At 72.9% G+C, this 26905-nt stretch carries 18 protein-coding genes; 13 read left to right on the top strand and 5 right to left on the bottom strand.

Going from position 1 to position 26905, the window contains the following annotated elements:
• Window positions 1-37: 37 nt before the first annotated feature.
• The 3 genes from ACLQ29_RS17050 (at window position 38) to ACLQ29_RS17040 (ending at window position 4425) form a co-directional block, all read left to right on the top strand.
• Window positions 38-2152, top strand: a complete 2115-nt coding sequence (locus ACLQ29_RS17050; protein ID WP_425772508.1) for a hypothetical protein — start codon at window positions 38-40, stop codon at window positions 2150-2152.
• A 355-nt stretch (window positions 2153-2507) separates the two neighbouring features.
• Entirely contained in the window at window positions 2508-3512 is a 1005-nt protein-coding gene (locus tag ACLQ29_RS17045) for a discoidin domain-containing protein (RefSeq protein ID WP_425772507.1), read from the top strand.
• A gap of 334 nt (window positions 3513-3846) precedes the next feature.
• The gene (locus tag ACLQ29_RS17040) at window positions 3847-4425 is read left to right on the top strand and encodes a hypothetical protein (RefSeq protein ID WP_425772506.1); all 579 of its coding nucleotides are present in this window, start codon (window positions 3847-3849) and stop codon (window positions 4423-4425) included.
• Between the two features lie 34 nt (window positions 4426-4459).
• Here the strand turns inward: ACLQ29_RS17040 and ACLQ29_RS17035 are convergent, their stop codons facing one another.
• Window positions 4460-7030 carry an ABC transporter permease gene (locus ACLQ29_RS17035; protein WP_425772505.1) on the bottom strand — a complete coding sequence of 857 codons (2571 nt, stop codon included), beginning with the start codon at window positions 7028-7030 and terminating at the stop codon, window positions 4460-4462.
• Between the two features lie 8 nt (window positions 7031-7038).
• Window positions 7039-7785, bottom strand: a complete 747-nt coding sequence (locus tag ACLQ29_RS17030) for an ABC transporter ATP-binding protein (RefSeq protein WP_425772585.1) — start codon at window positions 7783-7785, stop codon at window positions 7039-7041.
• A gap of 242 nt (window positions 7786-8027) precedes the next feature.
• Between ACLQ29_RS17030 and ACLQ29_RS17025 the strand changes: the two genes are divergently transcribed.
• The 7 genes from ACLQ29_RS17025 to ACLQ29_RS16995 all read left to right on the top strand — a co-directional run bounded on the left by ACLQ29_RS17025 (window position 8028) and on the right by ACLQ29_RS16995 (window position 21854).
• Window positions 8028-9215, top strand: coding sequence for a histidine kinase (locus ACLQ29_RS17025; RefSeq protein WP_425772504.1), 1188 nt, complete (start codon window positions 8028-8030; stop codon window positions 9213-9215).
• Window positions 9203-9862 (top strand): response regulator, encoded by a 660-nt coding sequence (locus ACLQ29_RS17020; RefSeq protein ID WP_425772503.1) that lies wholly within the window; start codon window positions 9203-9205, stop codon window positions 9860-9862. The genes ACLQ29_RS17025 and ACLQ29_RS17020 overlap by 13 nt, the downstream gene beginning before the upstream one ends.
• Window positions 9863-9967: 105 nt before the next feature.
• On the top strand, window positions 9968-10843 hold the full coding sequence (locus ACLQ29_RS17015) for a DUF4132 domain-containing protein (protein ID WP_425772502.1): 876 nt from the start codon (window positions 9968-9970) through the stop codon (window positions 10841-10843).
• The gene (locus tag ACLQ29_RS17010) at window positions 10840-15570 is read left to right on the top strand and encodes a hypothetical protein (RefSeq protein WP_425772501.1); all 4731 of its coding nucleotides are present in this window, start codon (window positions 10840-10842) and stop codon (window positions 15568-15570) included. The genes ACLQ29_RS17015 and ACLQ29_RS17010 overlap by 4 nt, the downstream gene beginning before the upstream one ends.
• Window positions 15567-16682 carry an ATP-binding protein gene (locus tag ACLQ29_RS17005; protein WP_425772500.1) on the top strand — a complete coding sequence of 372 codons (1116 nt, stop codon included), beginning with the start codon at window positions 15567-15569 and terminating at the stop codon, window positions 16680-16682. The genes ACLQ29_RS17010 and ACLQ29_RS17005 overlap by 4 nt, the downstream gene beginning before the upstream one ends.
• Entirely contained in the window at window positions 16666-20124 is a 3459-nt protein-coding gene (locus tag ACLQ29_RS17000; protein ID WP_425772499.1) for a DUF5682 family protein, read from the top strand. The genes ACLQ29_RS17005 and ACLQ29_RS17000 overlap by 17 nt, the downstream gene beginning before the upstream one ends.
• On the top strand, window positions 20121-21854 hold the full coding sequence (locus tag ACLQ29_RS16995) for a hypothetical protein (RefSeq protein ID WP_425772498.1): 1734 nt from the start codon (window positions 20121-20123) through the stop codon (window positions 21852-21854). The genes ACLQ29_RS17000 and ACLQ29_RS16995 overlap by 4 nt, the downstream gene beginning before the upstream one ends.
• A gap of 34 nt (window positions 21855-21888) precedes the next feature.
• Here the strand turns inward: ACLQ29_RS16995 and ACLQ29_RS16990 are convergent, their stop codons facing one another.
• Both ACLQ29_RS16990 and ACLQ29_RS16985 read right to left on the bottom strand, forming a co-directional pair.
• Window positions 21889-22194 carry a hypothetical protein gene (locus ACLQ29_RS16990; protein WP_425772497.1) on the bottom strand — a complete coding sequence of 102 codons (306 nt, stop codon included), beginning with the start codon at window positions 22192-22194 and terminating at the stop codon, window positions 21889-21891.
• A gap of 545 nt (window positions 22195-22739) precedes the next feature.
• Window positions 22740-23294, bottom strand: coding sequence for a hypothetical protein (locus ACLQ29_RS16985; RefSeq protein WP_425772496.1), 555 nt, complete (start codon window positions 23292-23294; stop codon window positions 22740-22742).
• Between the two features lie 158 nt (window positions 23295-23452).
• Between ACLQ29_RS16985 and ACLQ29_RS16980 the strand changes: the two genes are divergently transcribed.
• The 3 genes from ACLQ29_RS16980 (at window position 23453) to ACLQ29_RS16970 (ending at window position 26383) form a co-directional block, all read left to right on the top strand.
• Window positions 23453-24205, top strand: coding sequence for an MBL fold metallo-hydrolase (locus ACLQ29_RS16980; protein WP_425772495.1), 753 nt, complete (start codon window positions 23453-23455; stop codon window positions 24203-24205).
• Window positions 24206-24380: 175 nt separating this feature from the next.
• Window positions 24381-25337, top strand: a complete 957-nt coding sequence (locus ACLQ29_RS16975) for a cyclase family protein (protein WP_425772494.1) — start codon at window positions 24381-24383, stop codon at window positions 25335-25337.
• 266 nt (window positions 25338-25603) lie between these two features.
• Window positions 25604-26383, top strand: a complete 780-nt coding sequence (locus ACLQ29_RS16970; RefSeq protein WP_425772493.1) for a hypothetical protein — start codon at window positions 25604-25606, stop codon at window positions 26381-26383.
• A gap of 93 nt (window positions 26384-26476) precedes the next feature.
• Here the strand turns inward: ACLQ29_RS16970 and ACLQ29_RS16965 are convergent, their stop codons facing one another.
• Window positions 26477-26899, bottom strand: coding sequence for a M55 family metallopeptidase (locus ACLQ29_RS16965; protein ID WP_425772492.1), 423 nt, complete (start codon window positions 26897-26899; stop codon window positions 26477-26479).
• Between the last annotated feature and the right edge of the window lie 6 nt (window positions 26900-26905).

Below are 26905 nucleotides of genomic sequence, written 5' to 3'. Positions count from 1 at the left end.
ATCGGTTGCTCTGGATGCGTCCCGGGTGTCGCCGGTGATGTCGGCAGCTTCAGCGCCGCTGAGCAGCGGCCCACGGCGTGGCTCCGCGAACGCGTTGCGGTGGGTCGCGGACAACCTCGCGGTTGTCGGGCCGGACCCGGACGGCACGATCGTCGCGATGGCACGCCTGTTGCCCTCGGAGCGTGGTGTGGTGACAGTGGTCGGCCAGATCGTCGACCCCGACGACTGGGCACTGATCACCGAGGTCCTGCCGATCGCCGTTCCGCCCGGGGCGGCTGCCCGCCTCGCGGTCAGCGGCACCGGCACGACCCCGACAACCGGGCCGCCGCCGGCCGCGGCCCTGGCCCGACAGCTCCAGGCCGACGTGTACGCGCCGAGCGGTCAGCTCCTGCTCGTTCCCGGGGGCGGCCTGTTCGCCGTCGACGGGTGGCGCTGGTTCCGGGTCGACGGCAGCATCTCCGACGGTGGCCACCGGTACCCGCCACCGCCCTGGGAGGCCGAGGTCGACACCCTGGTCCGGCACGTCGGCGCGGGCATCAGAGCGCACTGCGTGCCGGCCGGCCTGTGGCTCTACGCCGACTCGCCGGAGCTGCCAGCCCCGAGCCTGGACGACCTGGCGCTCGCGGTGCCGATGGACGCCGAGCGGGTGACTGTGGTGCTCGGGCGCCCCGGCGCGGCCACGCCCGGCGTCGAGGCGGCACTGTCGATCCTCGACGCGCTGGACCCCTCGATGGTCATCGCCCCGTACGGCGAGGCCGCGGACGAGGCGCTGCGGTTGGCCGCCGCGGTCGCCGACCGCTGGGACCGCCCGGTCGAGGTCGCGGCCGGCCTGCCGATCCTGGATGACGAGCACCGACTGGTGTCGGTCGCGATCGACCCGGGCGGCGACACCTGGTGGACGCCCCCGGTGGCACGGCTGCGGTGCGCTCCGGGCGTCCCGCCGACGCCGATCGGGACTGTCGACTTCCTCGCGGACCTGCGACCGGCCGGCCCGGGCACGTTCCGGCTCGACGAGCGCTGGGTGGTCGAGCCCACCCAGTTCGGGCTCTGGGTCCGGCCCCCCTTCGCCGGCCAGCACACGGGTGACGTCCGCCGTCGTCCGTGGCATCCACAGTGGTTCACGATCGCCGTCGGCCTGCCGGGTCTGCCCCTGTCCGACGACGTGTTGCCGATCCTGCACCTGTTGCTGAACCGACTGCCGGGCAGCGTGCGGGCCCGAACGCGGTTCGTTCCGGAGGAACTGAGCCACCTGCTGGCCCCCGACCCGGTCGACCGACCCGACGTGGTGCTCGCGGCACAGCGCTCGACACCCCCACGCTGGTGGCACCGCGACGACCGGCTCTTCGCGGTGTTGCTCAGCGCCGACGCCCGCGCCGGCACGGTGCACACCGACGCGGGCGAGGTCGAACCCGGCCAACTGGGCGAGATCATCGCCGCGTACCGGGAGGCCGATCCGCGTCCGGTCCTGCTGGTCTCCTCCGTGCCCGTCGCCCCGGAGATCGAGCAGCAGGTGGCCGACCAGATGCAGGTCGTCACGATCGGTCGACGGACGGATGGCTGGTGGGCGAGCCTGCCCCGCCGGGTGGACCGTACGCCCCGCCCGGCGGTGCGCCTCGCCTCGTCCTTCCCCTTTCGGGAGGACGACCTGGTCGAGCTGCGGGCACCGGCCCGGTCCACACCGCCGCGCGCCCAGGGCGCCCCGGATGACGACGAGCCGCTGTTGGCGCTGGCCCGGATTTCCGAGGAATCCGCCGCGGACATCCGGCGACGGGCCGACGGGTCCGGTCTCCGTACCGTGGTGGCGGCGCGCGGGCCGGACTGGCGGCGGCCGTTCCTTCTGGCGGGCCAGCCGGTCACCGCCTGGGACTTCGCCACTGTCGTCGCCGACCGTCGGCCGTCCTGGGTCGGCGGTGGCGAGGTGGTCTGGGTGGAGGGTGGCCAGCTGACCGAGCCCCTGCTGCGGCTGCTCGCCAACTACCTCGGCTGCCCGGTCGGCGCACGGGCACTGCTGGTGGAGGACGCGCCGCCGGCCGCGCTGGCGTCCGGGTGGTGCACGGTGCCGCCGCGTGTCGACGGTGGAGAGAGTGATTGCGGCCAGGACGATCACGGATGCTGCACAGAGCGGGAGAGTCACGAGCATGGAAAGTCCTGAGCGAGGGTCGACGCCCGAGTCCGTGCCGCCCGGCGAAGGCCCAGCGGCAGCGCGCCAACCGACGCCGGAAGCCGGTGACCGGGGTTCGGGCGCGAGCGTGTCAGCGGCCCCGGGCGAACGCCGACCCCCCGTGCAGCGGGCAGTGGCGCTGAGCGGACTGCCACCCTTCGCGACACCGTCCGCCGATTCCGCGACCGTTGCGCCGCCGCGGTCCGCGCCGCCGGTCCCGATCGCCGACCGTACCCGGATGCCGGTGCCGCGCCGGCCCGTCGAGGACCGATCGGACACTGCACCGACTGTGCTCCGGCCACCCAGGGCGGTCACACCGGCGTCGACCGCGCCACCGGCGGTGCCGGTGGCTACCGCCACTCCGACCGGCCCGTCGCCGGCTCGGCCGGACGCCGCCGCCCAGCCGGACGCCGGGACCCCGCTGCCGCCGGCACCGCTTCCGGCCCCGGTCGACCGGTCGTCGGACGACGCGGAACCCGTTGCTGGCGCCGCGCCGCGCACCGCGCCGATGTCGCCCTCAGCCGCCGCTCCTGCCGAGCCGGAGGCCGCGCCCGACCAGCCGACCGCCGCGACCGGGAGTCGTCCCTTCGGTGTTCTGCTCCGGCCCTGGTCGGTGTCGCTCCTGCTGGTCGGGCTGGTAGCGGTCACCGCGGTCGCGCTCGGCAGCCGGCTGCCCAACGATCGCGCCGAGGACCCGACAGCCCCGCCCGGGGACGGCGAGATCGTGATCACCGCAGGTCCGGGTTACGGACCGCCGCTGCCGCCCGGGAGTGGCCCGCCCAACGCGGCACCCACCTCGTCGGCGTCGGTCCCGTCGGCCCCGTCGGCGTCCGCGCCACCCGTTCCGGCACCGCCCGCACCGGCATCGCCCGCGGCAAGCCGCGCCGCCACCGGCAGCGCCGCGAAACCCCCCGGCGGCTCAGCGCCGAAGACCAACGGCGCCGTCTCCGGCCTGGCGAACCCCTCGGGCAGAAACCTGGCGTTGCGCCGCCCGGCGACCGCCTCCAGTTCCGAGAAGGCCTGGTGGAACGCCTCGTACGCGGTCGACGGCGACGCGACGACCCGTTGGGGCAGCGTGTTCGCCGATCCCCAGTGGATCTCCGTCGATCTCGGCGAGGTGTATGCGATCACGACCGTGACGCTGAACTGGGAGCACGCCTACGCCACCGCCTACCACGTCGACGTCTCGGTCGACGGCGCCTCCTGGAAGAGGATCTTCGCCACGACGGCGGGAGCGGCTGGCCCGGTGCTCATCCCGGCTGACAAGGCGGCCGCGCGGTTCGTCCGTGTCACGGGCACCGAGCGCGTCAACCAGTACGGCTACTCACTCTGGGAGTTCGGGGTCTCCTGACGACACGTGCGCCCGCCTCGATCAGGCCGGGTCACCGACGTCGCCGCGATCGAGGGGTGACCAGGCCGGACCCACGCTGACGCACGTCGATGTTGCCAGGGCGCATCCAGACGTGTTGGAATGGGCTCATATCGCCGCAGCGCGGGGGCAACCGTGCTGAGAACGGCCAGCACGGGAGCAGCGCAGTGCCGGCAGCGCGCCGCCTTGGCGGGCGCTCGCCCGCCGTGCCGCCGGGTCATCGCCATGACGACGGGCGTCCTGCCGGGCAGGCATCCGCGCGCCCGCCGTACGTAACTGCCAGCGCACAGACCCGGCGACGAGGTGAGAAGCAATCATGGTTTCCCGAGAGAGTTTCGCGGGTTGGTACCGGCACCGCCTGGTGTGGGTGGCGGTGATCCTGCTGGCGGTGTCGGCCGGCGCGGTCGTACTCGTCAACCGGGACGACCCGGAGACGAAGCCGGCGGATCTGCAGACGCAGATCATGGCCCGGATGCGTACCACGCTCGAACAGGCGGACCCGGGGCAGCACAACCACGCCGGGCACAATGCCCAGCAGGCGGCCGCCGGGGAGAAGCCGGCGGTGATCTGCGGGGTCCGCGTCTACGGCTACGAGCCGACCGAGGTCACCGCGCTCGCCGACGTACGCACGGTCTACGGCTTCCACCTCTGCGGGGTCGCGGAGCGGGGGCGCCCCTGGGACGTGGCGGTCAAGCTGGCCGGTCCCGTGATCATGGACATGTCCAAGGATCCGCCGGGCATCCAGGTCGTCGAGGCGACCGCCGAGGTCATGTTCACCGACCGGGTGAAGCAGATGTTCCCGGCCAAGTACGCGGACCTGGCGCTCAAGGAGGCGCTCGCCGAGTCGGAGATGGCCGACCAGCGCCGCCGGTACGACGCAGCGGCCGGGCTCTGACCAGGCCAGGTGGCCATACCCCGGACCAGGGGTGTCACTCGCGGACACCTATCGCGACGACGGGCCGCGACCGCATGGCGAACCGGGTCGAGATCATGATGGCGGCCGAGCCGAGCAGCGCGGCGACCGCGACGATTCCCAGGTAGACAAGCGGTGGAACGGACGGGATCGGCATCCTGGTCAGCGCGATGCTCGTGCCGACCACCGACGGGGTGGCGGCCAGGCTTCCGATGAGGACTGCCGCCACCACGATGATCCTCGTCTCGCCGCGCATCATCGCGAACACCTGGCGACGGGTGGCCCCGACCAGTTGGAGCAGCGCGAATTCGCGGAAGCGTGCGGCGGTCGCCATCACCAGGGTGTTCACCACGGCGATCGCGAGGTAGCCGAGCAGGACCGCGTTGAGGATCAGACCCGTCGCCGACTCGCCGGCGGCCGCGGCGCTCCGCGCGGCGATGAACGACTCGCGGTCGTTCACCCGGACGGTCGGGAGGTGCTGGACGGCGGCGCGCAACGCATCGCCGAGTGCCCCGACGTCGGTGCCCGCGGACGCCGCGACAAGCATCGCGAAGTCCAGGCGGTCGGTGGTGTGCTCCAGGACAAGGTCGTGCGGCAGCGTGACGTCACCGAGGCCGAGCCCCCTGTCGTACCGCGCCACCACAGTGGGTCTGATCGGCGTGCCGTCACCGAGGCGGAGGTCGACGGTATCGCCGAGTGCGACGCCGAGGGTGTCCGCCGCCATCCGGCTCAACGCCACCGTGTCGCCCCGCAGATTCGCGACGTCGCCGTCGAGAACGGCGAGATCCATGGTCTCGGCGAGCCGGTCACCGATCACCCCCTGAGCCGCGTAGGTCCTGATCTGGGAGCTGCCCTCCGGTCCGAAAACCGCAAGCGTCCGCGTGCGGACGACGGGCGTCACCGCCGAGACGCCGGACACCCCCCGGAGTATGTCCGCGACCTCGGGCGACACGCCGGCGGACGTGGACGTGACCGTGTAGTCCGCGCGCAGTCCGTCCGTGGCCTGATCCTGGGCGGCCGCGCTCGCGGTCGTTGCGCTGAAGAGTTGCCCGGCGGCCAGGGTGATGCCCATGATCAGGGGAGTGGTCGCCGCGGCGAGTCGCCGCGAGTTGGCGTGCGCGTTCGCGGTCGCGAGGAACCCACTGACGCCCGGCCGGCGGTTCAACCAGGGTCCCAGCACGCTGACGGCGCCCTGAAGCAACCGTGGCCCCAGCAGCGCAACGGCGAAGATGAGCAGGAACGCGGAGAAGGCGGCACTCTCCGCGGCCCCCTCGCCGGGTAGCACAAGCGGCAGCACGAACGCCATGGCGAGACCGGCGGGGACCAGCAGCACGCCGCCTGTCAACCGGATCCACCCGAGTGTGGGTGGTTGCACCGCGGCCTCGCCGAGCGCGTCCACCGGCCTGAGCCTGGCCGCGCGCCGGGCGGCTATCCAGCCGCCCAGACGAGCGCCGACCAGGCACAGCACCACTGCCCCGAGTACCGGCAGCGGGCTGATCGACAGCTCGAAGTCGTCGGGTACCGCGCCGACCAGGATGAACGCTTCGCGGAGGAGGAGGCTCAGGCCGATGCCGGGAATCACCCCGAGCACCGCCCCCAGCGTGCCCACCACGATGGTCTCGGCGGAGATCATGCCGAGCACCTGCTTCGGGGTCGCGCCGATAGCCCTCAGCAGCGCCAGTTCCCGCAGCCGCTGCCGAACGGACAGGGCGAGCGTGCTCGCCACGACGATCATGATGACCAGGACCATGCTGCCGCCGAACGCCAGGGACAGCTCGCTGATGAACGAACGCGTGTTGCCGATGTCGAGGAACTCGGCCTCGCTCCGGTCCCGGTGGGCGTAGACGACCACATCGGCGACCGCCGCCTCGATGGCGCTCGCCAACTCGTCGGCACTGACACCCGGTGCGGCGAGCACACCTATCGCGTCCACCCGATCCGGTTGGCCGGTCAGTTCCCGGGCCCGGTCATCGGTGAAGAACACGGCGGACTGCCGGGCGAGTCGACCTCCAGGTGGACCCGCGATGCCCACCACCCGGTACGTCGACGTGTTCGAGCCGACCGCGAGTCGCACCGACGCGCCGACGGTGACGCCGGCCCGCTCGGCCAGCGCGGAGTCCAGCACCACGTCGTTCGGCCCGGTCGGGGCCCGGCCGGCGTTCGTGACGAACGGGCCGAGCGCCGCCGACTGCCAGCCGTGCCCGAGTGTGGGGGTGCCGGCCGGCCCGGCGAGCACCTCGGCGTCCGCCGTCACGAGGCTGACCAGGACGGTGACGTCGGCGATCGCCTCCCGCACGCCAGGCAGCCGCGCGACGTCGCCGACCCGGTCGGCCGGCAGAGTGGCCCGCTCGCCGAACCGGGGATCCACGTCGTCGGCCACCGGCAGCGCCTGCCTGGCGCCCACCACCAGGTCGGCAGCCTGGTAACGCTCGGGCGGCACGCCCGAGCGCTCGCTGCTCTCCAGCAGGATCCCGCAGGCCGTGATCACCGCCGAGCCGCACAGCACCGCGACGAATGCCGCGACGAACCCGCCCTTGCGCCCCCTGATCGTGCTCCAGGCCAGCGCCAGCACGCGCTTCGACAGCACGCGGCGGCTCACGGCTCCCCCAGGTGGGTCATCCGCTCGGCGATCTGCTCGACGGACGGTCGGGCCATCTCGCCGGCCAACCGGCCGTCGGCGAGGAACAGCACGGTGTCGGCCCGCGCGGCCGCGACCGGGTCGTGCGTCACCATCAGCACCGTCTGCCCCAGGTCGTCGACGATCTTCCGGAGCAGTGCCAGGACCTGCCGGCCGGTACGGCTGTCCAGCGCACCCGTCGGCTCGTCGGCGCACACCAGGTCGGGTCGGTTGATGAGCGCCCTGGCGATCGCCACCCGCTGTTGCTGGCCACCGGAGAGCTGACTCGGGTGCCGGTCGTGCTGCTGGGTGAGCCCGACCGCGGCGAGGACATCCGTGAGTCGCTCGGGATCGACAGACCTCTCGGCCAACCGGACGGGCAACGTGACGTTGTCCGCCACGGTCAGCGCACCGAGAAGGTTGTACGCCTGGAAGACGAACCCGATACGGTCCCGGCGCAGCTCGGTCAACCCGGTCTCGGACAGGCCGGACAGGTCCGTGTCACCCAGCACGACCCGGCCCGACGTCGGGCGGTCCAGACCGGCCGCGCAGTTCAGAAACGTGCTCTTGCCGGACCCGGACGGGCCCATGACGGCGGTGAACGTACCGCGCGGGAATTCGGCCGTGACCCCGTCGAGAGCGCGTACCTCGTTCCTCCCCGACCCGTAGACCTTCGACACCGAGTGCAGTCGCACGGCGCACGGTGGCGTCGTGGACGTCGGCATCGCGCCCGGCGGCCGCGACCGGGTCGCGGTGGCCTCGACAAGCGCCCCGCGCCGTCTCGATGGGTTCCTGCTGTCGCACCTCATTCGTCCGACGCTAGGGTCCGCGGTGTCGGATACCGATACCCTGTACCACCGGATGCGAGGTACAGCTGGCTGTAGTGCCGCGGGTGGTGGCCACCGGGCAGACTCGCCGTCGTGTCGGGAACGCGAGGGGACGCCGCCCCGAGCAGAAAGGGCATCCGGTGACGTCGGCTCGACGATGGGCGCAGGTGTGGCGGGCCGGGGTCTACCTCCTGGGATCGCTGGCCACCGGGATCGCCACGCTGCTCGCGCTGCCGCTGCTGTGGCATCCGAGGCTCGCCCGACGGTGGGCGAACTGGCATCGTGACCGCGCCGGGCGACTGCTCGGGACGCCGTTGACGTCCCGCCCGCCCCTGCGGGCGAGGGGACGCCAGGCGTGGACCGATCCGGCCACGCCCCGCGACCTGCTCTGGCTGCCGGTGAACCTCACCACCGGAGTGGCGCTCGGCCTGTTCGCGCTGCTGTGCGTGGGCAACCTCCTGACCGCGGCGGTCGCCACACCACTGTGGTGGGCGTTCGCGCCGGAGAGTCGACCACGGCTGTTCGTCGACATTCCGGTGACCGACTGGGCGGCGGCCCTCACCCTCGGTCCGCTGCAGATCCTGCTGCTCGCCGCGCTGGCGTACCTGGCGTTCGTGCCGATCGCCCGCGCGCACGCCCGGCTCTGCCTGGTGGTGCTGTCGCACTCGGCAGCCGAACAGCTCGCCGACCGGGTCGCCGTGTTGACCCGTACCCGGGCGGACGTGCTCGACGCACACGGCGCGGAGCTGCGCCGCATCGAGCGCGACCTGCACGACGGCACCCAGGCGCGGCTGGTGGCCATCGCGATGCGGCTGGCCGTGGCCCGGCGGGCGCTGTCCGACAATCCCCGGGACGAACAGTTCCTGGAAGGACTTCTTCGCGACGCGCACGAGGGAACCGAGGAGGCGATGACCGAACTCCGCGACGTGATCCGAACCGTCTACCCGCCGATCCTCGCCGACCGCGGTCTCACCGGCGCACTGACCGCGGTGACGGCTCGCTGTGGCGTACCGACCCGGCTGGACGTCGACAACCTCGAAACGGTACCGGCGGCGGTGGAGTCGGTCGTCTACTTCGCCGTCGCCGAGGCACTCACGAACGTCGCCAAACACAGCCGGGCGACCACGGCCGGCGTACGCGTGCGCCGCACGGCGGACCTGTTGTCGGTGGTTGTCACCGACAATGGTGCCGGCGGCGCCGACGATCAGTTGGGCACCGGCCTGGCCGGCATCCGTCGTCGGGTGCTCGCGCTCGACGGCACCGTCGACGTCGACAGTCCGGCCGGCGGGCCGACGACGATCACCATGGAGTTGCCGTGCGGGTCGTGATCGCCGAAGACAACGTGCTGCTGGCCAGCGGACTGGAACTGCTGCTCAACAGCGTGGGGTTCGACATCGTCGCCATCGCGGGCGACGCCAGCGGCTTCCTCACCGCTGTGCGGGACCACCGGCCCGACGTCACAATCGTCGACGTCCGGCTGCCGCCGTCCTTTCGCGACGAGGGCATCCGAGCCGCCCTGCAGGCCCGACGGGAGCACCCCGGCCTGCCGGTCCTGGTGCTGTCGCAGTACGTCGAGCAGCAGTACGCCGCCGAACTCCTCTCCACCACCGGTGGCGGCGTCGGCTACCTCCTCAAGGACCGCGTCAGCCGGGTGGACGAGTTCGTCGACGCGCTGCGCCGGGTGGCCGCCGGTGGCACCGCCATGGACACCGAGGTCATCGCCCAACTCCTCGTCAACCGCAGCGACCCGATCGCCGTTCTCACCCCCCGCGAACGCGAGGTCCTCGCGCTGATGGCGCAGGGGCACGACAACACCACGATCGCCGGCCGGCTTGTCATCACCGACAACGCCGTGCACAAGCACATCGGCAACATCTTCCACAAACTCGGCCTCGCGGTCACCGACAGTGGCCACCGCCGCGTCCTCGCCGTCCTCGCCTACCTCAACGGCGTGGGCCAGACCGACGGCGACTGAGCACGCCGTCAGCCTGCGCACTCTCCCGCCAACCGGGAGAGGAAAGCCGCAGTGTCGGTCGCGGATGGCACAATCCCGCTCACTGCCCCGCGGGAGGAGATCAACATGGGCTGGCTGCCGGCCGGTGCCGACTATGAGGTGAGCCTGCAAGGCGGGAAGGTGGTCGCGCGCAACCGCCAGGGCAGGCTGCTCAAGAGCCTGCCCAAGGCGTTGCGGGACACCGACGCGGTGGTCGGCCTGCGGCAGCTCTCGGAATGGTTGAAGCGCCACGAGGCCTCCTGCCGGCGAGAGGTCGAGCAGTGGATGGTGCGATCGCTGCCCGTGCCGACAACCGTGATCTGTGCGGTGTGGGCCGACGAGGCATGGTGTACGGCGCTGCGTGACCTGGTCGTGGTGCCGATCGACGCTGCGGGGCGATGGGACACCGACCGCGCCGGGTTGCTCCGGGACGCGGACCCCGACAAGGGCCTCGGTGTGGTGGACCTGGACGGCGAGAGCGGCCGCATCACCGCCGTGCAGGTTGTCCTGCCACACCCGGTCCGCCTGCCGGATCTGGCGGACCTGCGGGAGTTCGCCACCGACCTGGGGGTGCGGCAGGAGACGCTGCAGTTGTTCCGCGAGGTGTGGGCGCTGCCGGAGTCAACCGACGAACGGCGACGCGAACTGTCCCGTTACGCCCAGGCGCGGTACAAGGAGTTGCGGCACGTGCAGGCGCGGGCGACGTCGGGTGGCTACCGGGTGCAGGGTGGCGCCGCGTCGGTGCGGGTGTGGGAGGACGGCGTTCCGATTGTCGCGTCGGTGTGGATCGGCGAGGGCGATCCGCTGTACGAGACCGAGACCGGCCCGCTCTATTTCACCGACCCGGAGGGGGCAGCTGTGGCGTTGGCGGCCGTCGGGCCGGTGGCGTGGTCGGAAGGTTTGCGGATGGCGGCGAATCTGCACGCCGGACGGATTGTCGACGAGGACGGTGAGCAGGCATGAGTGAGGCGCTGTTGGAGGCGGGGGCGATCCTGCCCGGCGGTGCGGCGCGGACCGGACGTGATGTGGTGACCGCGCGTCGCTACACCCACCCGGCGCTCACCGGTCGTAGCGTCGTCCGTCTGGCCGGGGCGACCCTGGGCGAGGCCGAGGACCTGTCGATGGAGTTCCTCGGGTTCGGCCGTACCGCCGAGCCAACACCGGTGGGCACCGCCCGGCGGCAGTCGCTCGGGTTCCCGGCGTGGGCGTTGATCAATGATCCGGCCAATGGCCGACACGCACTCGCGATGGTCAAGGACATGGCGCGGCTCGCCCGGACCGCCGCCTCGAAGCCGGGTAACGCCCACGACGGTTACCAGCACCTCGCCGTCCGGCTGGGTGCGGCGGCGCCGCATTTCCTGCCGACGTTCTGGGAGGAGGCCGGGCGGGCGTTCCGCGCCGCCGACAACCCACGGATGGCCGGCGGTTGCTTCGCCGATGCCCGACGGGCCGAACAGGTGCACGGGCTGACTGTGGACGAGGAGCGGCTGCGGGAGGTGCATCTGGAGTTCGCCTTCGCCGGTGCCCTCACGGCGAAGATGCTGACCGAGTACGCGCGCGCGGTCGCGACGCGGCGGCCGGCGCCCGAGGCGTACGAGCTGGTGCGGACCCTGGCCATTCGTCGCGTCGCCGGCGGGCTGCCGCCGTACGCCGGGATGGCGGAGGATCTGCGGCGGCTGGCGAAGGCGGCCGGCGTGGACACCGAGGAGCAGGCCGAGGCGGTGGTCCGGCAGTTGCTGGCGTTCCCGGCGATGACCCGCTCGAGCGAGGCGGTGTGGAAGGCGTACCGCAAACCCCTGCTGCGGCTGGCCAAGCATGATCCGGCGGTGCGCGCGCGGTTGGTGGAGATCTTCCCCGAGCCGCCCGGTTGGTCCACCGACGTCACCGACTTCTGGCTGGAGCTGCTGGACGCGGCGGGCACGCTCGATCTGCTGCGTGACGAGGCGGCGACGGTGTCCGCGGCGCGGTGGCTGGAGCGGCTTATGGCGCTGCGGGAACGGCGCAGCCGGCGTCGTTGTGAGCGGCTCATCCGCGTCGTGGCGGACCTGGCGCCGCGGCTGCGGTCGGAGGGCCGGCCGGTGACGTTGTGGAGCGGCTTCACCCACCGGGCCGACCTGGACGTTCTCGACGTGTGCCTGGCCAACGGGGTGCCGGTGGTCATCGACGGTGACAGCGGCGCGTTCAACGTGTCTCCCTGGGTGCACGACGTCGGCCCCGGCCGGCGGGACCTCCGCGCCGTCGCCGCCGACCCCGGAGGTCGGGTGCTGCTGGCACGGGGGGCCGCCGACACCCTGTCGCAGCTGCACAACAGGCAGGAGTCGGGGCCACTGCCGGCGCGGTTGGTCACCGAGACGCTGGGCGCGGCCGGCCTGCGGGAGGTGCTGTCCGAGCTGCTCGCCGAACGGGCCGCCCGGGTGTCGGAGGGCACCCTGATCGGCGTGGACGAGACACTGGCCCAGCTCGCGGCCGTGTGGTCGCCCGCGGGTGTGGCGTTGGCGCCGGAGGCGTTCACCTCCCTGGCGGAGGTCGACGTGCCCGCGATACTCGCCAGGTCACTGCGGGCCGGCCTGGTCGCGGAGCTGTCCTGGCCGGCGTACGAGCAGGTGGCCGAGGACACGAACGGCCGCCGCTTCGGCGACGGGTGGCCGCAACTGGTGGTGCACGACAACCAGACGGCGCACGTCGTCGACGTCGACGCCCCGACCAGCGAACACATCTTCCGGTATCCGCCCTCGGACAGCCCGCACGCGCGTAACTCCCACGCCGACGCCACCTGCCGGCTGATCAACGGGCAACTCCTGGTCACCTGGTACGGCAGCAGTGGCCGGCACGCCGGCTACTGGTCGGCCGACCCGGACGTGCTTGTCGAGCCCGGCCAACCGACGGACCACGCCCTGTGGGGCCGCCGGTCGCTGCCGTTGCCGTTGCCCGACGGCGCGACGACCACGGGCAGTCGGCCCTGGCACGCCGGGGACACCCGCGTACCGGCCGCGACCTATCCGATCGCCGGTGACGGCGTCTCGTTCTGGCGGTGCGAGCAGCCCACCGGTCCGACGCCAGAGGAGCGGCGCTGGCGGGAGTACGACCCGGCGACGGGCGAGGGCGGCCGGTACAGCCTGCCCGCGTTCTTCGCCGCCGACCTGCCCCCGGGCGCGACCCTCCTCGCTGACCTGTGCGAGTTGCGGCCGGCGCCGGCGCGGTTCGCCTCGTCGCCGCTGGGCTGGCGCGACGGGCTCGTCGGGTGGCGGGTGACCCGCCTGCCGGACGGCACGCAGGTCGGGGAGGGGGTCGACGGGCGGCGGGTGTCCTGGCACTCGCGCGTGGTCCGGGCCAGCCGTAACCCGTTCCACGGCGACGCGCTGGTTGCCGGCCTGCGACTACCGGGCAGCGACGTCGTGTTACCGGTGACCGGGCGGCCGCAGCACCGGGGCGAGTTGGAGCTGACCGTCTGGACTGCCGACGGCCGGGAACCGGTGGACCGGTGCCGGCCGTCTGGGCACCTTCCGCCGCTGGCCTGGTGGCACGCGCTGGAGCCGCGTGACACGCCGGGCTCGACCCGGCTGCGGCGGCTCGACACCGCCGACGCGGCCCGGTTGATGGCGATCGACGACACCGTCACGACGTCCATCGAGATCAATGCGGTGGCGTTGGCCCTCGTCACCGAGGTGCTGACGGAGGTGACCGACCCGGTGCTCCGTACCGCCCTGGCAGAGAAGGTCGTGCGCGCGGTACGGCTGCGCCGGCGACTGGACGGGGTGCCGCAGCTGGTGGCGACCGAACTGGTCGACGAGGCGCCTGTCGAAACCGTCGCCGATGATCTGTTGCGTACCGCCTGGTCCGGGCTGTTGCCGGCGGAACGGTTCACCTACTACAGCGGTGGCGCCCAGCCGCGGCGGGAGATCCTTCGACAGGTCACCGCGGTCGCCGACCTCTTCGCGGCCGGGACGGTCGAGGACGTGCCGCAGGCCAGCCCGACGTGGGTGGGTGCGCTCGGTGGGCTCGGCGCCCTGGCCGTCCGCGCCGCCGCGCCGGTCACCGATGAACAGGAGCGCCAAGCGCTGGCCCAGTTGCTGTCCACCCTGGCCGGTACCGTCCTGGCCGACCCGACACGGGCGGTGCGGGTGCTCACCGCGACGTGGGACGAGGCGCCCCCGAAGGAGCATCAGGTCGTTCAGCGCGACGGCGGCCAGATCACGGTGCTGCTGGCCGAACGTGGCCCGACCTGGTATGCCGGCAACAACAAGCAGTGGCGCCGCACGGCTGTGCAGATGGCCCCCGACGGGCGGTTCACTCCGCCGCCGGGTGCCATCCTCGAGGCGGAGACCGTCGCGGCCGGCTGGCGGGGCGCCGATCGCATCAGGGAGTTCTGCCGGTTGCTCGGCGAGCGAGGTCCGGCCCCGTGGCGGGCGGAACACGTCGACGACCTGGTGCGACACACCGGCATGACGCGAGGCGAGGCCACCCTCCTGCTCGCTGGCCTCCCGGGCATCGACGACTGGCAGGCGAACTTCCTCACCGCCGACCAGCGTCGCATCCTCGGGCTGAACAGCACCCAGGCGCGCACTGCCCGCGACGCGTTGAAGTCCCTGTCGTACGGGCACCGGATCGCGCTCGTGGACGCGGCGATGCCGCAGGACCCGGCCGATCTGTGGCGCACCGGCCCGGACGTGGACCGCCTCGCCGCGGCCTGGCTGGCACTGCGTGGCGCCCGCGTCGTCATCGGCGAGCACCTGCTCGCCGACGCCACCCGCGTCCTGCCCTCGACCCAGGCGGCCGACATCCTGCAGACGATCGCCAACCCGCCACCCGGAAGCTGGTTGACCACCGACGGGGAAAGTCAGCCCGGCGACTGGGGCCGGCTGGAGACCACCGCCACCGGCGGAACCCCGTTCGACGGCAATCACCTGTACGTGTGCACGGTGGCGCTGCTGTGGCTGGCCTACCAGCTGCCGTGGGGCGATCCGATGCGCGACGCCCTGCCGCGGGCGTTGGAGCTGTTGCGGCAGCGGTTGCGCAACCCGCGGCTGCTCATCGGCGCCGGACAACACCAGGTGGGCGAGCCACCCCAGGTGGGACCGGCGCTAGTGGCCGGGCACGTCTTCCGGGACATGGTCACGCACCACCTCGTCCCGGCCCGCCTCAGCGGACCGCAGGACCCGGCGCTCAGCTTCGTCTCCGGTCCGGTTGCGGACACGCTGCGCTTGGTGCTCGCACCGGACATCGCCGCCGTGCTGTCCACCCCGGACGGGGCCAGCGGCGACCATCGCGACCCTCGGGTCAGCGCACCCGACCTCGTCGACACCGTCGCGGCTCACACCGGCCTCGACCGGGACTCGGCCGGCTACTACCTGCAGTTGCTCGCCCTGCCGAACCCCACCGACGGCAACGTGCGCGCCTGGAACGCCTGGAAGCCGGCCGCCCTCAAGCACGCCCAGGCGGCTCTGCTCGACTCCGGGCTGGTAGTGGCGGGCAAGCGGGAACGCGCCGGCCGTGGCGTCTTCCTGCCCGGCGGCTGGATCGCGGCGAAGAGCCCCACCCCGCCCATGGAGAGCTGGAAGCAGTCGCTGTACCTGTTCCTCAACGGGTTGACCCTGGTCACCCGCACGACGCCGGAGCTGTTCCGCACGGCCTGGGACCGCGTGACCGCCGGTGACGAACCCCGCTACCTCGACCTGCAGGAGAAGGCGTGAACGCCCGACAGATCGACCCGCCGGAGCACCTGTACGCCGACGAGCTGGCGTTCCTGGCCGCCGCCGATCGCGGTCCCCGCCCGCCCGGTTGGCAGCTGACCCCCCGGGCGGTGGTCACGTTCATCGCCGGCTCCGCCGGCCGCCCCGTGCCCGGCGCCGACGGCCGGCAGGTCACCATCGCGCCGAAGTTCGTGGGGGAGCGTGCCCTCGTGGAGCGGTGCGTCGTGACCCTGGCCGGCGAGCGGGGCCTGCTGCTCGTCGGCGAACCGGGCACCGCCAAGTCGATGCTGTCCGAGCTGCTCGCCGCCGCCGTGTGCGGCACGAGTGCGCTGGCCGTGCAGGGTACGGCCGGCACCACCGAGGAACAGCTGCGCTACGGCTGGAACTACGCGCTCCTGCTGGCCAAGGGGCCGTCCCGGGAAGCGCTCGTGCCCTCGCCGGTGCTCACCGCGATGACCACCGGCGCGGTCGCCCGGGTCGAGGAGATCACCCGTTGTCTGCCCGAGGTGCAGGACGCGCTGGTGTCGATCCTGTCCGACCGTCGGTTGGTCCTGCCGGAACTCGCCGACGACCCGGTCGCCTACGCGGCTCCGGGCTTCTGCGTCATCGCCACGGCCAACCTGCGGGACCGGGGCGTGTCCGAGATGTCCGCGGCGTTGAAACGGCGGTTCAACTTCGAGGTGGTGCCTCCGATCGCCGACTTCGACGCCGAGGTCGCCCTCGTCACCCGGCAGGCCCGCGCCACTGTGGAACGCGTCGGCGCCGCGTACACGGTGGACGAGGCGGTGCTGGAGACACTTGTGACCGCCTTCCGCGACCTGCGGACCGGCAGCACCGTCGAGGGGTGGGAGGTGGAACGCCCGTCCTCGGTCATGAGCACCGCCGAGGCCGTCGCCGTCGCCGCGTCGATCGGCCTGTCCGCCGCGTACCTGCCCGGCCCGGACCCGTTGTCCCTGCTGCCGGGGCACCTGGTGGGCGTGGTACGCAAGGACGACCCGGCCGACCACGCGCGGCTGTTGGCGTACTGGGACGGCGCCCTGCGCCGCCGCGCCGAGGCCGGGGGTCGGATGTGGCGGCAGCTCTGGGAGCAGCGCGATGCCCTCCGCGACTGACGACGGCGTCGCCGACGACCCGCGCACCGCCGTCGCGCGTCTCACCGACACCGGCCGGGTCACCCTGGTCGGGGTGCGGCACCACTCGCCGGTGCTCGCCGCCGCGATCCCCGCACTGCTGGAGGCGGCCGCCCCGGACGCGGTGCTCGTCGAGCTGCCCGCCGACATGCAGCCGTGGCTGACCTGGCTGGCGCACCCCGACACCCAGGCCCCGGTCGCGCTCGCCGCCGCCGACGGCGACGAGGGCGGACCGCTGGCGTTCTACCCGTTCGCCGACTTCTCCCCGGAGCTGGCCGCACTGCGGTGGGCGCGCCGCCGAGGCGTGCCGGCCCACTGCTGCGACCTGCCGCTGACCGATCCGGCCTGGCAGGAGCGCCCGGCCGCCGCCGGTCCCCGAGCAAGCGGGTACGCCGACACCGTGCGGGCCGCCCTGACCGGCCGGACCGGGGACGACCTGTGGGACCGCTGGGTCGAGGCCGTGGCCCCCGGCTCACCGCCCGAGGCGGTACGCCGGTCGGCGCTGGCCGTCGGCTGGGCGTTGCGTACCGATGCCGCCGTCGACGGAATCGGTGCCCTGGATCGGCGGCGCGAGGCGTGGATGCGACAGCGGATCGCGGAGACCCCCGGTCGTCTCGCCGTCGTCGTCGGCGCCTTCCACGCCCCCGCTCTGACCACGTCCGGTCAGCCATCGCCGGCCACACCACCGACACCCGACGCCGAGCCGACGTGGCGAGCCCCGGTCATCTCGTTGGTGCCGTACTCGTTCGACCTGCTCGACGCGCGATCCGGCTATCCCGCCGGGATCCGCGATCCCCGCTGGCAGCAGTCCGTCCACGACGCCCGCGCCGACCCCACCGCGTTGGCCGCCCGCCTGCGCGGCTTCGCCGTCGAGATCACCCGGCACCTGCGGGACCAGGGACACCCCACGGGCCCGGCGGAGGCCGCCGAAATCACCCGGCTCGCCCACGATCTGGCCCGACTGCGCAACCTGCCCGCCGCCGGACGCGGTGAACTCGTCGAAGCGGTGCAGACAGTTCTCGCCCAGGGCGAGCCGGTCGGCCGGGGCCGGGCGGTCGCCGCCGCCCTGCAGCACACCCTGATCGGACCGCACCGCGGCCACCCCTGCCCGGACACCCCCGTCAGCGGGCTGACTCCCGCGGCCACGGCGCTGCTGCGGCAGCTACGCCTGCCCGGCCCCGGTGAGCCGCCCCGCACCGTTCGCCTTGATCCATTGCGTACCCCGCTCGACCGGCGACGAGAGACCACCCTGCAACGACTGCTCGCCTGCCAGGTGCCCTACGCCGAGCCCGGCGAGGCCACCACGCCCGACACCCTCACCAGCCGGTGGCGGCTGCACTGGCAGCCCGGCACCGACGCCGGGCTCGCCGCCGCCGGCCCACACGGCGTGACCCTCGCCCAAGCCGCCGCCGGCATGCTGAACACGCGGCGCCGCCGAGAGGTGGCCGACGGCGGCCCCACCGCCGCGCAGGCTGTCGCCGGGCTCGCCCGCGCCGCCGCCTGCGGCCTACCCGACGCCGTCGACGTCCGCCTCGCCGACCTGCAGACCGCCGTGACCGGCAGCGCCACCCTCGCCGACCTCGCCGCCGCCGGCCACCTGCTCCAGCGGCTGCAGCGCGGGCACATCCCCGCCACCCCGGCACCACCGATCGGCCTCGACGAGCACCTGACCCACCTGCACGCCGCGGCGGTGCGCGCCATCGACGGGCTCGCCGGATCCACCGACCTCGGGGACGCCCGCGCGCTGCTCGACCTTGTCCGGCACGCCGACGACAGCGGCCATCTCCTGCGCCTCGGCGACGCCGTCGACCGCCTCGCCCGCGACGGATCACCGTTGATGCGGGGAGCGGCCCACGCCGTCCAGGTGCTGCTCGGCCTCGTCGCCCCCGGCGTGTTCGGCGCGGCCCTGGCGTCCTGGACCGAGATGCCCGCCGCCGAGTGCACCGACCGGCTCCGCGGAGCGCTCAGCCTCGCCGGCGCACTGCTCGAGGCCGGCGGGGACACGCTGGCTCCGCTGCTGGACATCGTCGACGGCTGGGACGACGACCACTTCGTCCGCCGGCTGCCCGCGCTGCGAGGTGGCTTCGACGCGTTGAGCCCCGCCGATCGGGACCGGCTTCTGAGCACCGTCCGTGATCGCATCGGTGACGTCGACGCGACGGTGCACGTCTCGCCGGGCCTGCTCGCCGAGTGGCTCGCCGTCGACAGGTCCGGCAGGCAGGCCCTCACCGCGCTCGGGTTCTCCGCGGGCAGCGGCGACCGGAGCGCCGAGCGCTCGGCGCCATCTCCGTCTGCGGCAGCGCCTCGCCCGGCTACCCGACCGCAGACGCTGCCCGCCGCGCAGCGCTGGCGCCTGCTGCTCGGTCGCCGCCCCGACGAGCTGCCACCGCGCGCCCGCCAGCTCGCCACCGCTCTCGACGAGCTGTACGGCAGCGGCAGGGGAGAGGGCTCCCACACCGCGACGGGACCCGGCGGCGGACGGCAACCCGCGTACCCCCGGGTGCGGGACTGGGCCGACGACCTCGAAGCGCTGTTCGGCGCGGCAGTACGCGACGAGGTGCTGGCGCGCGCCGCCGAACGCGGACGCGCCGACGCCCTCCTCACCATCGCGCCCGAGCACGTCCGGCCCTCGGTGGCGCTGCTGCACACCGTCCTGGCCCTGGCCGGCGGTCTGCCCGAGGCGCGGCTGCATCGACTGCGCCCACTCGTCGCCCGGCTCGTCGCCGAGCTGACCGAGCAGTTGGCCCGAGAGATCAGACCGGCACTGAGCGGGCTCGCCACACCACGACGCAGCCGCCGACCCACCGGGCGCCTCGACCTCGGGGCCACCGTCCACGCCAACCTGCACACCGCACACATCGACTCCCGAGGCGCAGCTCAGCTCCGCCCCGAACGTTTCGTCTTCCGCAGCCGCGGACGACGCAGCGTCGACTGGCAGATCATCCTTCTCGTCGATGTGTCCGGGTCGATGGAACCATCCACGATCTGGGCGGCGCTGACCGCCTCCGTCCTCGCCGGCGTGACGACCCTGCGCACCCACTTCGTCACCTTCTCCACCGAGGTGGTCGACCTGACCGACCGGGTCGTCGACCCGCTCAGCCTGCTGATGGAGATCAGCGTCGGTGGCGGCACCCACATCGCCGCCGCCCTGCGCTACGCCCGGCAGATCGTCACCACCCCGAGCCGCAGCCTCGTCGTGCTCGTCAGCGACTTCGAGGAGGGGCATTCCATCGGCGGACTACTGACCGCCGTCCGGGCGCTCGCCGACGACGGGGTCACCCTGCTCGGCTGCGCCAGCCTCGACGACCGGGGCCAACCTCGCTACAGCACCGCCGTCGCCGGGCAGCTCGTGGCCGCCGGGATGCCCATCGCCGCGCTGAGCCCCACCGAACTCGCCCGCTGGATCGGAGACCAGGTCCGGTGAGCCTGCCCCCCGTCGCACCACACGTCACGGCCGCCGCCGTCGCCGCCCTCCCCACCCGGCTGCGGTCCAAGCTCGACCAGGCTGTCGAGAGGCAGGCCACCTGGACGGTCACCGCGTCCGACTCCGGCGTGACGATCGCCATCGACGACGACGTCACCGTCATCCTCACCACCCCTGTCGACACCCCGGACGGGGCCACCTGCACCTGCCTGCTCGCACCGCGGTGCCTGCACCGAGCCGCGGTGCTCAGCGCCGCACCCGTTCTGACCACGCACCCACACCAGGCGGCCGCCGCCGGACCGGACGTAGCCACCCCCGAGGCCGTCGCGACCACCGAAGCAGCGGTGCCCGATCCGCCCATCACCGCCGCCGAGTTGGCCGCCGCCACCCAGGTACGCGACGTCGCCGCGCGGATCCTCGAACACGGGGTGGCAGGCGCTGGCGCGGTGACCCAGGCGGACCTGCTCCGCGCCGTCCACCAGGCGCGCGCCATCGGGCTGCCCCGACTGGCGACAGCCGCCACCAGAGTGGTGGAACACCTCCGTGCGGCCCGCCGGAGCACCCCCGGATTCCACCTGGCCGACCTCACCGAAGAGCTACGCGAGACGCTCACCGTCTGCCACCTCCTGAGTGCGGGCATCGGTGACCGACGAGCTGCCCGGGGCACGAGCCGGCGCGGCTACGACCCGGTCGGCGATCTGCACCTGTACGGGCTGTGCACCGAGCCGCTGCGGACCTCCACGGGCCACGTCGGCGCGATCAGTTACCTGACCGACGGCACGGCGACCATCTGGAGCCTGACGCAGGCCCGCCCCGGTGACGGCGACACGGTCCGCACCGCCGCGCACGCGAGCGTCAACCTCGGCGACGTGACGCTCAGCCACCGCGAGGTGGGCCGCGCCGGGATCATCGCCAGCAACGCGCGTGCCTCCGGCGACCGGCGCCTCAGCCACGGCAGTGCGGTGCAGGCCGTACGTTCCACGGGCCGCACCTGGCACGAGGCGCCGGCCGACGCCCTGTGGCGGCAACCGCTCCCGGAGCAGGCCGCCCGTTGGCTGAACGCCCTCGAACTCGCCCGAACCGAGCGGCCCGCCGGCCACGACCTCGCCTTCCTCGACGGCGTCCTCGCCGCCGACCAGCGAGGGCTACTTCTGCGGACGGCACAACTGCCGGGGCCGGTCATCGTCGTCGCCCCACACGATGATCCGGTGCTTCCGTACGTCGCGAACCTGCGTCTGCTCGCCACCCACGCCACCGGCCTGCCGGTACGGATGGTCGGACGCTTCCACGGCCCCCGCCAGGTCCACGGCCTCGCCGTCGCCGCGTCCTGGCTGCCGGACCGCTTCGGCGGACACGTCGACCTTGGCGTCGACCAGATACAGCGCGCCGACCTACCCGGCGGCACCACCACGGAGCCTCCCGGCGCCGACCAACCTCAACCGCCGCTGCATCTGCTCACCCACCACCTGCAACGAGTGGTCGCCGTCGGCCGCAGCGCCCTGGTGCCGGACGTCGACCGGGATGCGCGGGCGCTCCTGGACGCCCAACTCCCGACGGCCGCGTCCGTGCTGTGCGAGCTGCGGCGCGCGGGTCACCGGCGGAGCCGGGACGCGTTCGGCCGCCTGAGCCAGCAGGACTCCGTCACCCTGGCGCTGGTCTGGCTGGCCGCGGCGGCCTATCAGCAGGCCGCGGTGACAGCCGCAACCGCAGGATCATGGCGATCCACCTGAGGCGAGCCGCCTCGTCCGTCGCCTGAACGCGGCGTCACCGTCCGGAACGGAGCGTGCTGGCGATGCGGTCCACCGCCTGCTTCGCCTCGACCAGGCTCGCGCCAGTCTCGTTGCGGTAGGCGCGAACAGCGTGAATCGTCCGACCGCCCTCCAGGTGCCGGACGACCTCCGGGTCCACGGGCTCGGCGATGCCGAGGTGATCCATGATCAGATCGAGCTTCCGCTGCACGGCCGCGAGTTGGGTCGCCGAGCGGCGCCTCTCCTGGGACATGGCCCCGACCGCGATTCCCACCGAGCCGATCGCGGCGATGACGAGAAACGTTAGTTCCCACGGATCCATCCGCACATCCAATCACCGCTGCGCAAGCGAGGGCACCACCGAGTCGGCACCGTCCGTATTGAACTGGTTCTGTCGATCACTAGACTGCGGTGGTCGGACGGGCGGACCGGTCAACGATCACGAAACCGTGAGGACCATGGCCAGCAACGGGATCGTCGTGCTCTCCGGCCCTCCGTGCTCGGGCAAGACCACGGCGCGAAAGGTTCTGGCGCGGCAACGGGCCACTCCAGGCCGGGTCCACCTGGAGGTCGACAGCCTGTTCGCTCTGCTGTTCCCCGAATCCGACCGCAATCGTGACGACCGCATGCACGCGTACGCCGGTTCCGGGAGCGTCACCAAGCCACGGATCTCGACGAGACGCTCGTCCGCGAGCGGGCGGGGGCGTTCCCCTACTTCGACGGAGCCCTGCGCGTGGAGTCGTCCTCGGCGGCCCCGGAGGAGCACGCCGAGCGCATCGTCACCTGGCTGCGACAGGGCCCTCGACCGGTGGACCGGGACGCGTGGGTCCGGTCCGGAAGAGCCTGGAACTGAGGGCCCGGTCGTGGTCAGCCCAACGTGAGAGTCACGTCGTCGACGTCGAAGGCGGTGACGCCGTTGCCGGCGGTCTCGCTGGCGAGGAAGCTGACCGTCGCGGTGCGATCGGTCGTCGCCGTCCCGGTCGACATGCCGTACTGCCGCCACGGCGACCCGCCGTCGAAGGCCAGCGAGAACCTCGTCTTCGGGGGTACCCCGGTGACGGCCAACCCGACATTCAGGTAGTCACCGCGGCTGGTCTCCGTGGTGGTGGTGCGGACCCAGAAGCGGACCGTCAGGTCGCAGCCGGCCGGCACGGTGGCTGTGGTGCGCAGCAGGTCGCCACGCGTCACGTCCAGTCCCGCGAAGGTGGCGTACGCGTTACCGGTGTGCGCGGGCCGGGCCGGGTCGCCGAACACGACGATGCGGGGGCCGGCGGTCCAGCCGGTGGTGCCGTGCTCGAAGCCCGGGTTCGGGTGGATCTGCCCGGCGCAGGGCGCGTCGGCCGCTTGTCGGACGGGGGACGCGCCGCCCGTGACCAGGAGCAGCAGAGCCGCGGCCGAGGCGGTGGTGACGAGGGCCTTCATCAGTTCTCCTCATGGCAAGACATTCGGGACGGTCGATCTCATCTGACCATGCGTGCTGCCCGTCCGCGCGTCAAGGCCCTGGCGGTGTCGGCTCTGCTGCTGGCGGCCGGACGTCGTCCGGGCCGGTGCGACTCCCGGCGGTCGGGCATGCTGTGCGGATGCGACAGGTCACCGTGCTCGGTAGTTGCGGTGCCTTTCCCGAGCCGGGCCGTGCCTGTAGCGGGTTCGCGGTGGAATGGGGCGGCTACCGCCTGGTCCTCGACCTGGGCTACGCCACGCTGCCGCGGCTGCTCGGGCACTGGCCGGATGGCGCCGTCGACGCCGTCGTTATCACCCACGAGCATCCCGATCACTGCATTGACCTGCACGGGCTGTTCCGGATGCGGTTGTACGGTGACGTCGCTGGACCACGGCTGCCGTTGTACTGCCCACCCGGAGTGCTCGACCGGCTCGGCGGCCTTGAGCCGGACGCCGACCTACGGGCGGTCTTCGACGTGCATCCGCTGCCCGGCGCCTACCGGGTGGGACCGTTCGACCTGACCGGGCTGTCGCTCCCGCACTACGTGCCGAACGTGGGTATCCGACTACAGGCTGACGGGGTGGCCCTGGCCTACTCCGGGGACACCGGCCCGACCCCCGTGCTGGCCGATCTCGGTCGCGACGCCGACCTGTTCATCGTCGAGGCCACCGACCATGCCGGTGAGACCAACCAGCCGACACGCAATCTGATGACCTCCACCGAGGCCGGTCACTGGGCGCGCCGGGCGGGCGCCCGCCGACTGATGCTCACCCACTTCTGGCCGGGCAATGACCGGGCCGCCGCCGTGGCCGCCGCAGAGCTGGAGTTCGACGGAGCGGTGCTCGCGGCCGAAGAAGGCCTCGCCGTCCTGCTCGGGGCAGCAGATCGCTGACCACCCCGGCCGCCGTGATGCGCACTGGCAACCGCCGCCGCTTCACGGGTACGCCGCGCCTGATCCGCTGCTGGCCCGCTGCGGTAGTGTCAGGCCAGCTCAGCGGGCCGTGGCAGGTCAGGGAGAGGCTGCCGGCGGCGCCTCGGGCCGCGTGACCGGAGGAGTCGATGCCCAGATGACGGCAGGGCGATCCTTGCCCACCCAGGACGACGTGCTCGGATACTTCGACACGCTGTCGAACTGGGGACGGTGGGGCGACGACGACGAGCGCGGGACGTTGAACCACGTCACCGACGACGTCCGGCTGGCGGCGGCCCAGGCCGTTCGCCACGGCAGGAGCGTGTCGTGCGCGTGGGAGATCGCCGTACCGGAGGACATGGAGCGGGCGACGACGACGTGCCCGTGTGCCGCCGACATGCCCGGTGCCGAGAACATCCCGGTGCCCGCGTTCCACGCCGACCGGCGCTGGGGTTTCTCGACCGAGCGGCTCGGCATCACGTTCCACGGCAACACCCTCACCCACATCGATTCGCCGTGCCACCTCTTCTGGGACGGCGCGATGTACAACGGGCGGTCGCACTCGTTTGTCGACGCCGCGACCGGATCGGCGTGGGCGGCCGTCACGGCGGCGGCGAACGGGATCGTCACCCGAGGTGTCCTGCTGGACGTCGCGGCGGTCCGCGACGTGCCGTGGTTGGAGCCGGGGGAGGGTGTGTTTCCCGACGATCTGGAGAAGGCCGAGCGACGCCAGGGTGTGCGGGTGCGACCCGGCGACGCGGTGCTCCTGCGGACCGGCTTTGGTCGCCGCCGGCACGAGACCGGCGCGGCCATCGGTCTCACGCAGGCCGGCTGGCATGCGTCCTGCCTGCCGTGGCTGCAGGAACGGCAGGTCGCGCTGATCGGCGCGGACACCCCCCAGGACGTTCAGCCGTCGGGGTACGAGGACGTGTTGATGCCGGTTCACGCCGTGAGCCTCGTCGCGATGGGTCTGTGGCTGCTCGACAACTGCGACCTGGAGGCGTGCGCCGCAACGGCGGCTGAGCTGGGCCAGTGGGACTTCCAACTCGCTGTCGCGCCGATCCGCTTGGCCGGCACGTCCGGCAGCCCGGTCAACCCGATCGCCACCTTCTGAGCGACGGTCGGCCCGGGGCCGTACATCTCCGGCGTGCGCCGCGAGGAACGGCGTAGCGACACCAGTCGATATTGCTGGATCGACCGCGGGTGTGCTGGAATGGCTGGCATCGCCGCAGCACGGGGGCAACCGTGCTGGAGAACGGGCAGCACGGGAGCAGCGCGGTGTCGACGTGGAGCCACGTCGGCAGACGCGCGCCGCATCGCCGGGCCACTTCCACGGTATTCCGGCTCCGCCCACACGGGTGGGGCCCAACATCATGGAGGATGACCATGCGCCGTTTCCTCGCGGTGTGCACCGCCGCCCTGATCCTCGGCACCACGGCCGGCAGCATTCCGGCCGCCGCGTCCAGTGCCTCCTCGCGCTCGTGCACCCGTGGCCTGCTCTTCTGCGAAGACTTCGAGCGGTTGCCGCGCGGCGGTGCCAGCACGCTGGACTGGGGCATCGACACGCGCAACGGCACGCTCACCGTCGAGCGTGCCCGCCACGGCAACCAGGTGCTGCGCGTCCACACGGTGGACAACGGGCGCGCCTTCCTGCGCGTCGACGACTTCGCCGCGCCGGGCAACCGCTTCTACGGCCGGATGCGGCTGCGCGTCGACGCCTTCCCCACCGCGCCCGACTGGGCGCACTTCACACTCGTGGAGGCGACCGGCAGCGGCAGCCCGGAGGTCGTCCGTCCAGTCGGCGGTCAGTACGCGCCCACGGTCCCCGGGATCTTCTGGGGTGTGGGCGCCGACGGCGGCCCGACCGGCGACTGGACCAACTGGCGGGAGTCCGCCCCGGTCACCGAGGACACCTGGCAGTGCTTCGAGTGGAAACTCGACCCGACGGACAACCGCGTCACGGTGTGGATCGACGGCGTGGCGAACCCGGAACTGACCGCTTCCACGACCGAGCACGGCGGCAACGACGTGCCGTTCATCCTGCCGACGGTGAACACCGTAAAGATCGGCTGGCAGCTCTACCAGGGCGGCACCACACCGGGGGAGTTCGACCTCTGGATCGACGACATCGCGCTCTCCACCAGGAGGCTCGGCTGCTGATCCCGTTCGCACGTGTCACGGCGGCCCGCCACCGGGCCGCCGTGACCGGCCCCGCCGGTGGGCGACACCGGCCGGCGGCACGGACGCGAAGCGTCAGCCAGGTTTGACGCTGGCGAGGTGGACGAGCAGGTGCACCAGCCGATAGGCCTCGGCGATGTCGGCGGCGCGGAAGGCGACCGTCCGGCCGCCGGCCAGGCGGCTCACACCCGGCACCAGGAGCGCGAGGTCGACCATGTACGGGCCGTACAGGTCGACCTCGACGTCCACCGGCCCGGTCAGCTTCGGCGCGGGGATCGACGCGCGGCGGGTGACCGCGTCGTTCCGGAACGTGCCGTGTGCGTCGGCGACCCACACCACGGCGTCGGGTTCGGCGTCGAAGACACCGGCGATCGCCGCGTTCGCCTCGGCCGTCATCAAGGCCCGGCCGCGCTCGTAGTCGTACCGATCCGGATTCGTCTCGTTGGGGTGCACGATCCCCGAGATGCCCTCCAGGTCCACCGAGATCAGCGCCTTCATGGTTCT

Origin of the sequence: Micromonospora sp. DT228 (assembly GCF_049841595.1) — a bacterium.
In the GTDB taxonomy this organism is placed as follows: domain Bacteria; phylum Actinomycetota; class Actinomycetes; order Mycobacteriales; family Micromonosporaceae; genus Micromonospora.
Note: the sequence above shows the minus strand (reverse complement) of the source record. Positions and strands in the feature narration are given on the sequence as shown.

Bases quoted from the DNA above. Each gene is read 5' to 3' on its own strand.
- ACLQ29_RS17050 (WP_425772508.1), top strand. From the start codon at position 38: ATGTCGGCAGCTTCAGCGCCGCTGAGCAGCGGCCCACGGCGTGGCTCC.
- ACLQ29_RS17040 (WP_425772506.1), top strand. From the start codon at position 3,847: ATGGTTTCCCGAGAGAGTTTCGCGGGTTGGTACCGGCACCGCCTGGTG.
- ACLQ29_RS17030 (WP_425772585.1), bottom strand. From the start codon at position 7,785: ATGCCGACGTCCACGACGCCACCGTGCGCCGTGCGACTGCACTCGGTG.
- ACLQ29_RS17015 (WP_425772502.1), top strand. From the start codon at position 9,968: ATGGGCTGGCTGCCGGCCGGTGCCGACTATGAGGTGAGCCTGCAAGGC.
- ACLQ29_RS17010 (WP_425772501.1), top strand. From the start codon at position 10,840: ATGAGTGAGGCGCTGTTGGAGGCGGGGGCGATCCTGCCCGGCGGTGCG.
- ACLQ29_RS17000 (WP_425772499.1), top strand. From the start codon at position 16,666: ATGCCCTCCGCGACTGACGACGGCGTCGCCGACGACCCGCGCACCGCC.
- ACLQ29_RS16990 (WP_425772497.1), bottom strand. From the start codon at position 22,194: ATGGATCCGTGGGAACTAACGTTTCTCGTCATCGCCGCGATCGGCTCG.
- ACLQ29_RS16985 (WP_425772496.1), bottom strand. From the start codon at position 23,294: ATGAAGGCCCTCGTCACCACCGCCTCGGCCGCGGCTCTGCTGCTCCTG.
- ACLQ29_RS16980 (WP_425772495.1), top strand. From the start codon at position 23,453: ATGCGACAGGTCACCGTGCTCGGTAGTTGCGGTGCCTTTCCCGAGCCG.
- ACLQ29_RS16975 (WP_425772494.1), top strand. From the start codon at position 24,381: ATGACGGCAGGGCGATCCTTGCCCACCCAGGACGACGTGCTCGGATAC.
- ACLQ29_RS16970 (WP_425772493.1), top strand. From the start codon at position 25,604: ATGACCATGCGCCGTTTCCTCGCGGTGTGCACCGCCGCCCTGATCCTC.
- ACLQ29_RS16965 (WP_425772492.1), bottom strand. From the start codon at position 26,899: ATGAAGGCGCTGATCTCGGTGGACCTGGAGGGCATCTCGGGGATCGTG.